The sequence below is a fragment of the Vibrio agarilyticus genome, assembly GCF_012641465.1.
Taxonomy (GTDB): Bacteria; Pseudomonadota; Gammaproteobacteria; order Enterobacterales; family Vibrionaceae; genus Vibrio; species Vibrio agarilyticus.
The window spans coordinates 42,460-57,040 of sequence record NZ_JABAIK010000001.1 but is presented as its reverse complement, the minus strand read 5'-3'; the positions used below and the strand labels follow the sequence as shown (position 1 = coordinate 57,040).

General features: G+C 44.9%; 12 protein-coding genes. 7 read left to right on the top strand and 5 right to left on the bottom strand.

The genetic code is table 11. The annotated features are described in order from the left end of the window. The first annotated feature begins 595 nt into the window (after window positions 1-595). Both clpS and clpA read left to right on the top strand, forming a co-directional pair. The gene (clpS, locus tag HGP28_RS00250) at window positions 596-916 is read left to right on the top strand and encodes an ATP-dependent Clp protease adapter ClpS (RefSeq protein WP_168834428.1); all 321 of its coding nucleotides are present in this window, start codon (window positions 596-598) and stop codon (window positions 914-916) included. Window positions 917-961: 45 nt separating this feature from the next. Next, window positions 962-3,232, top strand: coding sequence for an ATP-dependent Clp protease ATP-binding subunit ClpA (gene clpA, locus HGP28_RS00245; protein ID WP_168834427.1), 2,271 nt, complete (start codon window positions 962-964; stop codon window positions 3,230-3,232). Window positions 3,233-3,381: 149 nt separating this feature from the next. Here the strand turns inward: clpA and infA are convergent, their stop codons facing one another. From infA to aat, 3 genes are all read right to left on the bottom strand, one after another. Continuing rightward, a complete protein-coding gene (infA, locus tag HGP28_RS00240; RefSeq protein ID WP_006075347.1) occupies window positions 3,382-3,600 on the bottom strand; it encodes a translation initiation factor IF-1 in 219 nt (72 codons plus the stop codon). Between the two features lie 78 nt (window positions 3,601-3,678). Further along, window positions 3,679-4,377 carry an arginyltransferase gene (locus HGP28_RS00235; RefSeq protein WP_168834426.1) on the bottom strand — a complete coding sequence of 233 codons (699 nt, stop codon included), beginning with the start codon at window positions 4,375-4,377 and terminating at the stop codon, window positions 3,679-3,681. Beyond that, on the bottom strand, window positions 4,374-5,096 hold the full coding sequence (gene aat, locus HGP28_RS00230; protein ID WP_168834425.1) for a leucyl/phenylalanyl-tRNA--protein transferase: 723 nt from the start codon (window positions 5,094-5,096) through the stop codon (window positions 4,374-4,376). The genes HGP28_RS00235 and aat overlap by 4 nt, the downstream gene beginning before the upstream one ends. A gap of 223 nt (window positions 5,097-5,319) precedes the next feature. Between aat and aroA the strand changes: the two genes are divergently transcribed. After that, window positions 5,320-6,606 (top strand): 3-phosphoshikimate 1-carboxyvinyltransferase, encoded by a 1,287-nt coding sequence (aroA, locus tag HGP28_RS00225; protein WP_168834424.1) that lies wholly within the window; start codon window positions 5,320-5,322, stop codon window positions 6,604-6,606. A 108-nt stretch (window positions 6,607-6,714) separates the two neighbouring features. Here the strand turns inward: aroA and HGP28_RS00220 are convergent, their stop codons facing one another. After that, complete coding sequence (locus tag HGP28_RS00220) at window positions 6,715-6,966, bottom strand: YciN family protein (protein ID WP_168834423.1); 252 nt, start codon at window positions 6,964-6,966, stop codon at window positions 6,715-6,717. Between the two features lie 452 nt (window positions 6,967-7,418). Here HGP28_RS00220 and topA point away from each other — a divergent pair, with 452 nt between their 5' ends. From topA to HGP28_RS00200, 4 genes are all read left to right on the top strand, one after another. Continuing rightward, window positions 7,419-10,046 (top strand): type I DNA topoisomerase, encoded by a 2,628-nt coding sequence (topA, locus tag HGP28_RS00215; protein WP_168834422.1) that lies wholly within the window; start codon window positions 7,419-7,421, stop codon window positions 10,044-10,046. 464 nt (window positions 10,047-10,510) lie between these two features. Beyond that, window positions 10,511-11,728: a glucose-1-phosphate adenylyltransferase gene (gene glgC, locus HGP28_RS00210; RefSeq protein WP_168834421.1), complete on the top strand. Its 1,218-nt coding sequence runs from the start codon at window positions 10,511-10,513 to the stop codon at window positions 11,726-11,728. Continuing rightward, entirely contained in the window at window positions 11,718-13,178 is a 1,461-nt protein-coding gene (gene glgA / locus HGP28_RS00205; RefSeq protein WP_168834420.1) for a glycogen synthase GlgA, read from the top strand. Before glgC ends, glgA begins: the two co-directional genes overlap by 11 nt. A gap of 293 nt (window positions 13,179-13,471) precedes the next feature. Beyond that, on the top strand, window positions 13,472-14,275 hold the full coding sequence (locus HGP28_RS00200; protein ID WP_168834419.1) for an alpha/beta fold hydrolase: 804 nt from the start codon (window positions 13,472-13,474) through the stop codon (window positions 14,273-14,275). On the opposite strand, the gene HGP28_RS00195 is transcribed toward HGP28_RS00200, so the two are convergent. Beyond that, window positions 14,261-14,572 carry a DUF7577 domain-containing protein gene (locus HGP28_RS00195; protein ID WP_168834418.1) on the bottom strand — a complete coding sequence of 104 codons (312 nt, stop codon included), beginning with the start codon at window positions 14,570-14,572 and terminating at the stop codon, window positions 14,261-14,263. The genes HGP28_RS00200 and HGP28_RS00195 overlap by 15 nt on opposite strands. Window positions 14,573-14,581 lie beyond the last annotated feature (9 nt).

Below are 14,581 nucleotides of genomic sequence, written 5' to 3'. Positions count from 1 at the left end.
GTTACAAGCCACTTCGTCGATGCTCCCTCTGTACACCAATTGTCAAAAGACAATGCAGGCTCACATCACAACCTCTAGCTATTTTGAGTTTAGCCGAACATTTGAAACTTGTTTGGTGAGAAAGTGATTTGGTTAAAATTATGTAGAATTAACCAGAATCAACTGGTTACAAAATCACCATCCACATATCCACTGTAGTCAAGGAATAGTTTCAGTCAATAGTTTACGTGAATAAATGTTAATAAAATGATGCTGGGTTTGTTATGCAAGGCGTTTCGAGAACGCACCGAAAGGGTCAATTTATCTATCTGATATTAGTTTTATACTCTAATGTTCTATTAATTCTAGAAAAAGCATAAGGTTAGGCTTGGAGGCTCGATTATTTTAGTTGCAGCGCCGAGAGAGCTGGATTAGGCTTTTAAAGAGGAAATTGATCGGTTTGTGGGGTGCGTCTACCCGCGAACTTATGCTTGTGGTAAATTGACTTCTTGATGCGCTTTTATCAATGTAACTTCGATGTAACATTTTTGATGTAATGCCTTTCGATACCTTGGCAATCGCGTTCAACTCCGTCCATAGATAGCTATCAAACACCATGAGTAAAAACTTCGAATGGGTGACTCCAGACTCAGATTTACTGGAGAAAGAGAAAACCAAGGTTCAGCCTCCAAAAAAGTATCACGTTGTGCTGAATAACGATGACTATACGCCAATGGATTTCGTCATCGATGTGCTAGAGCGCTTTTTCTCTCATGATCTCGAGAAAGCGACTCAGATTATGCTTAAAGTTCACTATGAGGGGCGCGCAATTTGTGGCACATACAGCGCCGAGATCGCTGAGACCAAAGTAGCTCAGGTGACGATGTACTCTAAAGAAAACGAGCACCCACTACTTTGTACTATGGAGCAAGCATGAGTTTGCTTGCTCGAGCAACCACGTTGTTCTTACGGGAGGTACATTATGCTAAATAAAGAATTAGAAACGAGCCTCAACGGGGCATTTTCTCGAGCGCGAGACCGTCGTCATGAGTTTATGACGGTTGAGCACCTCCTGTTAGCGTTACTTGAAAATGACGCTGCAAAAGAGGCTCTCTTGGCCTGTAAAGCGGATTTAGACGCACTTAAAAACGAGCTCGATATTTTTATCGATCAAACCACGCCATTGATTCCTGAAAGTGATGAAACACGTGAAACGCAACCAACACTCAGTTTTCAGCGGGTGCTTCAGCGAGCGGTTTTTCATGTTCAATCTTCAGGCCGTAGTGAGGTTACTGGCGCAAATGTGCTCGTAGCTATTTTTAGCGAGCAAGAATCTCACGCCGCCTATCTGCTCAAAAAGAACGACATATCACGTCTTGATATTGTCAATTTCATTTCTCACGGCATAACAAAAGCCTCTGGTAGCAGTAACGATGAGCCTGCATCAGATTCATTCAATGCTGAATCGAGTGAAGAGAGTAGTGGTGAAGAGCGCCTAGAAAGTTTTGCTACCAACCTTAATATCGTGGCACGTGATGGCAATATTGACCCACTCATTGGCCGCGATAAAGAGCTTGAACGTACGATTCAAGTGCTATGTCGCCGTCGTAAAAACAATCCGCTACTAGTCGGTGAGGCCGGCGTTGGTAAAACCGCGATTGCCGAAGGTTTAGCGTGGCGAATTGTTGAAGGTCAGGTACCGGATGTGATTAAAGACAGTGTGATTTATTCGCTTGATATCGGTTCGCTTTTGGCAGGAACTAAATACCGTGGTGATTTTGAAAAACGCTTTAAAACCATTCTCAAGCAGCTAGAGCGAGAAGAGGAGGCGATCCTTTTTATCGATGAAATTCACACGATTATCGGCGCAGGCGCGGCATCGGGTGGTCAGGTTGATGCGGCAAACTTAATTAAGCCGTTATTGAGTAGTGGTAAGTTGCGTTGCATTGGGTCTACTACGTATCAGGAATACGCCAATATTTTTGAGAAAGAACGTGCTCTCTCTCGCCGCTTCCAGAAGATTGATGTGGTCGAACCGTCACTTGATGACACCACAAAAATTTTAATTGGATTGAAACCTAAGTACGAGGCGCATCATGATGTTCGTTATACGAACAAAGCGCTGCGAGCTGCGGTTGAGTTATCAGCGAAATACATTAACGAACGTCATTTGCCCGATAAAGCGATCGATGTGATTGATGAAGCAGGCGCGCGCAGTCGTTTAGCACCTGCAAGTCGCCGGAAAAAGACAGTAGGTGTGGCCGACATCGAAGCTATGGTTGCGAAAATGGCGCGGATTCCAGAAAAGTCGGTATCTTCGTCAGATAAAGATATTTTGCGTCATCTTGACGACAAGATGAAGATGATGGTCTTTGGTCAAAATAACGCCATCGACGCACTGTGTGAAGCAATCAAGCTCACTCGTGCTGGCCTTGGGGCGGACAACAAACCGGTTGGTTCATTCTTGTTTGCAGGCCCTACTGGGGTTGGTAAAACCGAAGTCACGGTTCAGCTTGCTAAGCTGCTGGGTATTGAATTATTGCGGTTTGATATGTCTGAATATGGTGAGCGTCATTCTGTGAGTCGCTTGATTGGCGCGCCTCCTGGTTACGTGGGGTACGATCAAGGCGGTTTATTGACGGATGCCGTGATTAAACATCCGCATTCGGTTGTGCTTTTAGATGAAATCGAAAAAGCGCATTCAGATATATTCAATCTGTTATTGCAAGTGATGGATAACGGGACATTGACGGATAACAACGGCCGTAAAGCGGATTTTCGTAACGTGATATTAGTGATGACCACGAATGCGGGCGTGACTGAAACCGAGAAGAAATCCATCGGCCTCATTCAGCAAGATCACACTCATGATGCCATGGGCGAGATCAAGCGCGTCTTTACTCCAGAGTTTCGTAATCGCTTAGACAACATTATTTGGTTTAATAGTCTTGATGAAGCGGTGATTCAGCAAGTGGTAGATAAGTTTATTGTCGAGCTTCAGGCTCAGCTTGATGCGCGCGGTGTGTCGCTTGAAGTGTCGGAAGATGCGCGCCACTGGCTTGCTGACAAGGGGTACGACAAGGCGATGGGCGCTCGTCCAATGGGGCGCGTGATTCAAGAGCAACTTAAGAAGCCACTTGCTAATGAGCTCCTGTTTGGCTCGCTGATCGACGGAGGTACAGTTAAAGTAACTCTTGAAAACAGTGCGTTGCAGTTTGAGTATTTAAGTGAGAAAGAGGCGGCTGTTCATTGATATACCCAAACAACTTCAAGTAGGACGGGTATAGAGACTCGCGTACGGCATAAATAGAGGCCATGCGCGAGACTTGCTCTTTTGCCTTTCATCAGAAAACAAAAAACGGAGCTAATGCTCCGTTTTTTGTTGCAATCGAAAATCAAAGATTAACGAGCGCGGAAGACGATGCGGCCTTTAGTTAGGTCGTATGGAGTCATCTCTACAGTTACTTTGTCACCAGTAAGGATACGGATGTAGTTTTTACGCATCTTACCTGAAATGTGAGCTGTCACGACGTGACCATTTTCTAGCTCAACACGGAACATCGTGTTTGGTAGAGTATCAAGAACAGTGCCTTGCATCTCAATTACGTCTTCTTTAGCCATTTAATCCTCTTTAGAAATTTGGCAATTTTCTTCGATATAGCCATCGAGAAAATGGGAAACTATAAGTTGGTGCGTATTCTACCCTTGCCAACGATGATTTACTAGCCTTTGATGACGTTGAAACCGTACTTTGTAATTCATTGCTGGACAGTTATCGACCTGATATCCGAGGTAAAGCCACTGTTTGTTGTGAGTTTTCGCAAATTCCAGTTGAAAGAGTACCGCAAGCGTACCCAAAGACAGTGGATGGTCGGGCTTAAAGAAAGTGTAAAACGCACTGAGGCTTTCTGCCATCTCATCTGTAACCGCAACCGCAATTAATTCATCGTCCTGATAGAGGTGGATAAATTGAGTGGTTAGCCAACTATTTTGAGAAAACTGCGCAAATTCTTTTTTGTTGGCAGGGTACATTGCGCCATCTTTATGCCGAGCGTTGATGTACCGACGATAAAGATCAAACCAATTTTCATCCATTTGTGGCTTAGCGACCCAATGGATGTCATGCGCTTGTTTCAATAGTCTTTTTTGGCTACGGCTGATTTGAAACGCGTTGATCGGGATTCGCAACGCTTCACAAGCGGAGCAGTTGTCACACTGGGGTTTGTATATGGTATCGCCACTCCGGCGAAACCCATTTGCCATTAATGTTTCGTAGCCAGAATCGTTATAGAAGTGCGTATCGAGGGCAACAGCAACCCGCTCCTGTGCGTCGTTGAGATAGCTGCAAGGAAAGTTGTCTGTTAAGCCGATACGAATCGAAAAAATATCGTCACTCATAAGCGCGCTAATCGTTCTATTTGTATGGGTTGTGGCGTCATTGTGTTAACAGCCAGTGGCCGATTTTTAAGTGTGTTAAGTTGAGCTAAAAAATCATCTCGCTCAAGCGTTATCGCACCCAGGGAGGCAAGGTGAGGATTCATTACCTGGCAATCAATGAGTTTTCCACCCTGCTTGGCAAAATGATCGCAAAAATACCATAACGCGATTTTAGAGGCATTGCTTGCTAGTGAAAACATCGATTCGCCGCAAAAAAGCTGACCACTGAGTATGCCATAAAGCCCACCGATCAATTGATTACCATCCCACACTTCTACCGAGTGACAAGCGCCTAATGGTATGAGTTGTTTGTATGCATGACGCATCTCGGAATTTAGCCAGGTTTCTTCAGCAGAGCGTGTTGCTGCGCAGAGGTCGATAACCTTAGGCGTGGCAAAATTTAGCGTGACTTGGTAGCGTGCGCGGCGCTGAAATTTGCGCAAGCTGCGCGACGGCGCAAATTGATCCGGATAAAAGACTGCCCTTGGCGAAGGGCTCCACCACAAAATCGGTTCATTCGGGCCATACCAAGGAAAAATGCCGTTGGCATAGGCGTTGAGTAGGCGATGTGGTGTTAAATCTCCGCCATAGGCCAAAAGCCCATTTGGCTCTGCTAACGCAGCGGATGTCGGTGGGAAATCGACAGAGCCTGAAGCGAGTTCGTTTAAGATGATCGTCATACAAGTGGTGGGTTATCAGTAAACAGAGCAAATGTAGCAAACGTGGAGATTAAAGTCATTTTCATGGGCTCGCGTATCTTCAACTGGTTTGAGTATAGGCATGAATTAATTCAATAATTTGCACTGGTTTTATCACAACAATTTGGGTAGTCTGAGCTTACGATGAATTAAGAACCACATCAGGCACAGCGGAAAGTGCCATGTGCAAGGATCAATAGTTTAAATGGAAAGTCTTACTCTACAACCGATCAAGAAAATCAATGGTGAAGTGAATTTGCCAGGTTCAAAAAGTGTGTCGAACCGAGCGTTATTATTGGCCGCACTCGCAAGAGGCACCACATGTTTGACCAACTTACTTGATAGCGATGACATTCGCCATATGCTGAATGCGTTGACGAGTTTAGGAGTGCAATACCAATTATCTGCAGATAAAACGCAATGCGTTATCCATGGCGTCGGCGGTGCGTTTGAAACGAAAAATGTGACGGAACTGTTTCTCGGTAACGCAGGCACGGCAATGCGTCCTTTGGCAGCGGCTCTATGCCTTGGCACAGGAGAGTATGTGTTAACGGGCGAGCCACGAATGAAGGAACGTCCGATAGGTCATCTTGTCGATGCGTTAAAACAAGCAGGCGCTAAGATAGATTATCTTGAAGCTGAGGGTTACCCACCACTTCGTATTTTAGGTACTGGCTTGAATGGTGGCACGGTTACCATTGATGGTTCGATTTCGAGTCAATTTTTGACTGCATTTTTGATGGCAGCACCACTTGCAAAACAAGACGTTGTTATTCAAATAGAAGGTGATCTTGTTTCAAAGCCATACATTGATATTACGCTGCATATCATGGCGCAATTTGGTGTTGAAGTTGAAAACCAAAATTATCAAAAATTCGTAGTTCGCGCCGGTCAAATGTATCAATCTCCGGGTGAGTTTCTTGTAGAAGGCGATGCTTCATCTGCGTCATATTTTCTCGCGGCAGCGGCAATTAAGGGCGGCTGCGTGAAAGTGACTGGTATTGGCAAAAACAGTATTCAAGGTGACATTCATTTTGCTGACGCATTAGAGAAAATGGGGGCAAAAATTGAGTGGGGTGATGATTACATAAAAGCGTGTGGTGCGCCGCTGCACGGTATCGATATGGATTATAATCACATTCCTGATGCGGCAATGACGATTGCTACCACAGCCCTTTTTGCACAGGGGCCTACGGCAATTCGCAATGTGTATAATTGGCGTGTGAAAGAAACCGACCGACTCACCGCGATGGCAACGGAGCTACGCAAAGTCGGCGCAGTGGTGGAAGAAGGGGAAGATTATTTGATTGTTCACCCTGTGGCAGCACTGCAACACGCCGCGATTGATACTTACGATGACCACCGAATGGCAATGTGTTTTTCATTAGTGGCGCTAAGTGATACATCCGTCACCATCAATGATCCTAAGTGTACCTCAAAGACGTTCCCTGACTTTTTTGACAAATTAGCGAGTGTCAGCCAATACGCATAGCTCTTGCGCGATAAGTTTGGTTAATAATGTGGGTTGCTCCAATAGCAACCCACATTTTTACGCATTCAATGTACCCAAGTCATTCTCACTGAATCATGTATCTTGAGGTTACTCGGGAATAAGTGTGAACTTAGGCGAAAGTTGATGAGCAAGGTATTTAAACATGTTAAATGCCGCTGTTGAGTTGATGGTCGGCAATCCGCGTTCATCAAGAAAATACTCGCCTTTAAAAATCAGTACGCCATCACGTTCTTCTACCTCAGTTGCGCGCATACCCTCAAGATAAGCGTCGTGCTCTTGAATCAGTTGGTTGGCAATCATGAGTAGGTCGTTTTTGGCGATCACGGTTTTGTCGCTCATAGTGTTTTCACTTTGGTTCAAAATTAGAAGACGCGGCATTATATACTCAAATAAAGTCTCTGGGCATAGATCGACGATGTGATGAGGTTTGTGAGTGCGAGCCAACATCACGTGAAAAAGGGATATCAGTCTGATTTCGTGATGAGACGGTAATTTGCGCTGTCCTATAGCAATACATCTGCTACAGTTCAGGGAAACATTATGCCGATGAATGTGAAATATTCTTGTAACTCATAAGGTTAACTTGTGAGGTTTTCCCTACTTTACTATATCGTGTTTTGAGTCTCGTAAATCGCCGATTTGTCGAGCAAACGCAGGGTAAAACAAAAAAACCAGTTGACCTTCTTTTCATCTCGCACAATAGTAAAAAAAGAAATAATGTAACCGTATGTCGTTCTGGCTAGTCATTTGTGAGCTAACGCATACACATCGATAGGACGTTAGAGTCAATTATGGGTAAATCGCTCGTTATAGTGGAGTCTCCAGCTAAGGCGAAAACGATCAATAAGTATCTTGGTAAAGATTTTGTCGTTAAATCGAGTGTGGGTCATGTGCGTGACCTACCAACGGCTGGCCAAAGTACAGGTCAGAAAGCAGCTGCAGTATCGACGAAAGGCATGAGCGCCGACGAAAAGGCGCGTATTAAGAAAGAAAAAGATAAAAAAGCGCTGATCAAAAAAATGGGGATTAACCCTTATGCAGATTGGGAAGCGAATTATCAGATTCTGCCTGGTAAAGAAAAGGTCGTTAGCGAACTGCAAAAGTTAGCAAAAGATGCAGATTACGTTTATCTCGCAACCGATTTGGACCGCGAAGGGGAAGCTATTGCGTGGCATCTTCGTGAGATCATCGGTGGAGATGAGAAGCGCTATAAACGAGTGGTTTTCAATGAAATCACTAAGAATGCGATTCAGCAAGCTTTTGAGCACCCAGGCGATCTGAACATGGATGGTGTAAATGCTCAGCAAGCGCGTCGTTTCATGGATCGTGTGGTTGGATTTATGGTGTCGCCACTACTGTGGAAGAAAGTGGCACGCGGGTTGTCTGCTGGTCGAGTCCAATCGGTCGCGGTAAAGCTTCTTGTTGAGCGTGAACGTGAAATTAATGCGTTTACCCCAGAAGAGTTTTGGGACTTGCATGCAAACACGCTGACATCGAATGACGTTGGCTTCAAGTTGCAAGTGGCGCAAAAAGCGGGCGAAGCGTTTAAACCCGTTAATGAAGCTGAGACACAGGCGGCAGTCGCGGTGCTGCAAAAAGCGCGTTTTGAAGTCTGTAAGCGAGAAGATCGCCCGACAAAGAGTAAACCATCGGCGCCGTATATTACGTCAACGCTTCAACAAGCGGCCAGTACTCGTTTAGGCTATGGCGTTAAGAAAACCATGATGCTTGCCCAGCGTTTGTATGAAGCGGGTTATATTACCTATATGCGTACTGACTCGACAAACCTTAGCACTGAAGCGGTTGATGCGGCACGCGGCTACATCGCCGAGCAGTTTGGTGATGCTTATCTACCATCAGCACCTTTGGTCTATGGTAGCAAGCAGGGCGCTCAGGAAGCGCACGAAGCGATTCGACCTTCTGATGTTAATGTTAAGACCGATGATCTTCAGGGCGTGGATAACGACGCTCACAAGCTGTATTCATTGATCTGGAATCAATTTGTTGCGTGTCAGATGACGCCAGCGGAGTATGACTCGACGACTGTCAGCGTGAAGGCGGAAGACTTCACTCTAAAAGCGAAAGGTCGCATTCTAAAATTTGATGGTTGGACACGAGTCCAACGTCCGCTGGGTAAGAATGAAGATACGATTTTGCCCGCTGTCCAGTTGGGCGATGTGCTAACGCTTGAGTCTTTGGATCCAAAACAGCACTTTACTAAGCCACCTGCGCGCTACACAGAGGCTGCTCTTGTTAAAGAATTAGAGAAACGTGGGATTGGTCGCCCGTCAACGTATGCGTCGATTATTTCGACAATTCAAGATCGTGGCTATGTTAAAGTTGATCAGCGCCGTTTTTATGCAGAAAAAATGGGTGAGATCGTGACTGACCGATTGGATGACAGTTTCAACGATCTGATGAATTATGACTTCACGGCAAGAATGGAAGAGAAACTCGATCAGATTGCTGAAGGCAAAGTTCAGTGGAAAGACGTGTTAGACCATTTCTTCACGGATTTTACCCATGATCTTGATAAAGCGGATCTTGATGAAGACGAAGGTGGCATGAAGCTTAACCACATTGTCATGACTGACATCAAGTGTCCAACATGCGGAAGACCTATGGGGATCCGCACTGCATCAACGGGTGTATTCCTTGGTTGTTCGGGCTACGCGTTGCCGCCAAAAGAGCGTTGTAAAACCACAATTAACTTAGGCGATGAAGAGGGCGTTGTTAACGTACTTGAAGAAGATGTGGAAACGGCGGCACTGCGTGCCAAGAAACGCTGCCCTATCTGTGAAACAGCGATGGATGCCTATCTTATCGACGATAAGCGCAAATTGCATGTGTGTGGCAACAATCCAAACTGTGAAGGTTATATTGTAGAACACGGCGAGTTTAAGGTGCGTGGATACGATGGCCCCGTCGTTGAGTGTGATAAATGCGGATCCGATATGGTGCTTAAAAATGGCCGTTTTGGTAAGTATATGGGTTGCACGAACGAAAACTGTAAAAATACGCGGAAGATCCTAAAAAATGGGGAAGTCGCGCCACCGAAAGAAGAGCCGGTTCATTTCCCAGAGTTACCATGCTCAAATTCGGATGCGTATTTTGTATTGCGCGATGGTGCATCTGGTTTGTTTATGGCGGCAAGTAATTTCCCGAAATCTCGTGAAACGAGGGCGCCATTGGTGTCTGAGCTTGCCGAATATGTGGAGCGTTTGCCGGAGAAGTTTAAGTATCTTGCCACCGCACCGTTGGCTGACCCAGACGGTCGTCCTGCCGTGGTGCGTTTCAGTCGAAAATCAAAAGAGAATTACGTTCGCACTGAAGATGATGGGAAACCAACAGGATGGACAGCACTTTATAATGAAGGTCGGTGGGAGATAACCGACAAGCGTAAAAACGCTACCGCTTAACATTAAGAAAAAGCAGCGCAATGCTGCTTTTTCTATTTTCTCCTTCAACTCTGCGTTTTGGCCATCTTCGAATGGCCATTTTATTTTTAGCAGATTCATTGAGGTTACTTGGGTATAACTCAATAAAATGGTTGAATCCATACCGTAACCCCACGCATTTCAATAAGCAACTTGTTTCATTTTTGTTGCATCAAAAAGCTAAGTGTGACACAGCTAACGTCTTGTTAAAGTAACCCCTGTATTGGCCTCAGTTTACCTCGAAGAAAATTGTATTTTGTCGGATTTCGGATAACGTATAAAAAGAAATACAAGAATAATAAAAACAAGCGTTTGAACAAAATATCGCCATAGAGCGTTATTTTTACCATTTTTTAATGATTACAAACCCTAAATGCATGTCCAAATAAAGAATGCAACAAGGATGTGTATTTCATTCCAAGCAATTTTGATATGGAGAACAACGAATGCCTGGTGTTTTAGGAATGATACTTGCTGGTGGTGAAGGTTCTAGATTAAGACCGTTAACGGAATCACGCAGTAAACCCTCAGTGCCATTTGGCGGTAGCTACCGACTGATTGATTTTGCATTAAATAACTTCGTTAATGCAGATTTAATGCGAGTGTATGTTTTAACGCAGTTTAAATCTCAATCTTTGTTTCATCATCTCAAAAAGGGGTGGAACATTAATGGGATAACGGATCGTTTTATTGATCCGATCCCAGCGCAGATGCGCACTGGAAAACGGTGGTATGAAGGGACTGCAGACGCAATTTATCAAAACCTGCGTTTTATGGAACTTGCTGAACCTGACCAAGTTTGTATTTTTGGGTCTGATCATATTTATAAAATGGATTTGCGACAAATGCTTGATTTTCATCGTGAGAAGAAAGCGTCACTCACAGTGTCAGCGTTGCGTATGCCACTTGATCAAGCGTCAGAGTTTGGGGTTATTGAGGTCGATGATGAAGGTCGTATGATAGGCTTCAGTGAAAAACCGAAAAATCCCAAAGCCATTCCTGGCGATCCAGATCACGCTCTTATTTCGATGGGCAATTATGTTTTTGAAGCGCAAACACTCTTTTCAGAGCTGGTTGAAGACGCAGAAAAAGAAGACTCTTCGCACGATTTTGGCAAAGATATTATCCCCAATATGTTTCCACGGGGCGATGTGTTTGTTTACGATTTCAGCACCAATCGCATTACTGGTGAGAAAGAAGAAGTCTACTGGCGTGATGTGGGTACGATAGACGCTTACTGGCAAGCACACATGGATTTGTTAGCTAAAGATGCGCCTTTTTCGCTTTATAACCGTAAGTGGCCACTGCATACCTATTATCCACCACTGCCGCCAGCCACATTCAGTGATTCCGATAATGGCCGTGTTCAGATTATCGACAGTTTGGTTTGTAATGGAAGCTATGTTCGTGGCTCACGTATTGAGAAATCCGTTTTAGGGTTTCGAAGTAATATTGCGTCGGCTTGTGATATTAGTGAGTCTATTTTATTGGGCGATGTCAAAATTGGTGAGGGGTGTGTATTACGCCGCGTTATCATCGACAAAGATGCTGACATTGCTCCGGGCACACAAATTGGCGTGAATTTGCAAAAAGATAAACAGCTGTTTCACGTTTCTGATGAAGGGATTGTTGTGATCCCTAAAGGGGCTAAAGTTGGCTACTAACCCATTGTCCATCTTATTTGTTGCATCTGAGGTGGACGGTTTGATTAAAAGCGGTGGTTTGGCAGATGTTGCCAAGGCACTGCCTCAGGCCCTGCATAGTGCAGGGCAAGACATTCGAATTGCAATTCCTGGCTATTCAGGCATTGAGCATCTCAGCGATGCGCCCATTTTGCTTGAATCTCAATTAGAGTCATGGCCTCACACGCCTTATCGTGTGCGTCAATGTGCTGTGGGCGATGTGTCTGTATATGCCATTGAAAATGAATCCTATTTTGCGCGACCAGCGATGTATGCGGAAAATAATCAAGCGTACAGTGATAATGGCGAACGTTTCGCCTTTTTCAGTGCTGCAGCGCTTGACATGCTACCAAAACTTGGGTTTCAGCCGAACATTGTTCATGCGAATGATTGGCATACTGGTCTGGTTCCTTTTTTGCTCAAGTATCGTTATCAGCGTAATGATTTTTATCGTTTTATGCGCAGTATTATATCGGTGCACAACGCGGTATTTAAAGGTGTCTTTAGCTACGAAGACGTGCGCTGTTTGCCGGAATTTCATTCACACGATATATGGCCTGCAGCAATTAGTCACTCACATATCGCAATGCTCAAAGCCGGTGTGATGTGCGCAGACAAAATAAACGCAGTCAGCCCGTCATATGCTGAGGAGCTGAAGACGGAGCTAGGCAGCCATGGCATGGCGTGGGAATTCCAAACGCGCGCAAACGATCTAGTTGGTATTCTTAATGGTTGTGATTATCAGGCTTGGAACCCCGAAACAGATACCTATCTCCCTGTAAATTATAACGCCGAACGGGAAAGTTTGAGTGCCGGGAAGCGAGGCTGTAAGCAGGCGCTGCAGGAACAGATTGGTTTGCCAATACTTGATGTGCCTATGTTGGGTATGGTTTGTCGTCTTACGCAGCAAAAAGGGATTTATTATTTGCTGCCAATACTCAAGGACCTACTAAAGCATCAAGTGCAGCTTGTGATTGTTGGGACTGGAGAGCCTATTCTGGCGGAAAACTTGCGAGAAATGGCAGGGCGATATTCGGATAAATTGGTCTTTATCGAAGCCTATAACAATCAATTGGCGCATTTGGTTGAAGCTGCATCGGACTTTTTCTTAATGCCTTCTGAGTTTGAGCCTTGCGGTTTGAACCAAATCTATAGCATGGCCTATGGTACATTACCGATTGTGCGTTCCGTTGGCGGCTTGAAAGACAGCGTAATCGATTACGATGATGATGCCCATTCAGCGACCGGATTTGCGTTTTCAGAACCAACGTCTCAAGCGCTGCTTTTGGTTATTCAGCGAGCACTATTGCTATATTGCCAATCGCCTAATGAATTTGTGCGTATTCAGCAAAATGCGATGGCACAAGATTTTTGTTGGACGGATGCTGCTCAGCAATATATCGCATTATATCACCAAGCGCTTGAAGGATAAGACCGTAAGATAAACCCCAGAACAATTTGAAGATACAGTTTGGTGGCAAACGAGCACAGCCTCAGAATACTTGGTGAACATAGATGAACTGGGTTATGAGATTTGTGAGCGAGACGGCCTACAGCGTTGTAGTCTCAAATTGCCAGGGTATAAAGATAAAACCTGCTTTCACAGTATTGTTTCTTGTGCAAAGCAGGTTTTTTTCATTCTTAAATTACACTCTTGCCGCGCAGATGAGCTGTGGTAGTATCACGGGCCAATGAACCTTCCTTTGCAGGTGTAATCTCTCCGTTATGGGTCAGACTTTACTATTTCATAAAGCGTATTTTCACTCTAGTAGCTCAGAGTGGGTAGTGTTTGTGCATGGCGCTGGAGGAAGCTCTTCAATTTGGTTTAAACAGCTCAAAGCATACCGGCGCCATTTTAATGTGCTGTTGGTTGATTTGCGTGGCCATGGCCGCTCAAACCAGCTTTTTCGTGAAATTATGACTCAGCGCTATACGTTTGAAGCGGTCACTCAAGATATTTTACGTGTTCTCGATCATATGAAAATCCAAATGGCGCATTTTGTCGGCATGTCGTTGGGCACTATCATCGTGCGCACACTGGCTGAGCTTGCGCGTGAGCGGGTGACTTCAATGGTTTTAGGTGGCGCTGTTACTCGTTTGAACAGTCGCTCTCGCTGTTTAGTGACTCTTGGTAATCTATCCAAGCACATTATCCCTTATATGTGGCTTTACCGATTGTTTGCTTACATCGTGATGCCGCAAAAAAGCCAAACAGAATCGCGGCATCTTTTTGTTCGAGAAGCGAAAAAGCTGTGTCAAAATGAATTTAAACGCTGGTTCAAGCTTGCTGCGGATGTCAATCCATTGATGCGGTATTTCAAAGAGCGTGAGCTTGAAATTCCCACTTTGTATTTGATGGGAGACCGGGATTACATGTTCATTAAACCAGTAAAAGAGATGGTGGCAAAACATCGTCACAGCCAACTGCATGAAATCAAAAATTGTGGCCACGTCTGTAATGTTGAACAACCAGACGTGTTCAACCAGCAATCCATTGACTTCATTTTGTCGCGCTCAGCCTATCGTTGAGCCGCAGTGCCAGCAAAGGGCGAATTGGCGCTCGTTCTCCTCACCGCAAGAGGCGCATCGCCAATTTTTTTGTTGTTCCGAACTTTCGCTCGCCCACTGAGCCAGCAGATTATGCGCCTTTATCGCCTGCTCTGGCTTTAGCAGCCAAACGTAGGGGGCGCTAACATCGCCAAAAGGTAATTCACCTTGTAGGCTAAAAATACCCTCTCCACGCACTTCACAATCAATCTGTTCCGCTTTTAACCAGTCACATAATATATGCGCTTCTGGTGGCGTGCTAGCGATGTACAATTTCATTGTAAGGCC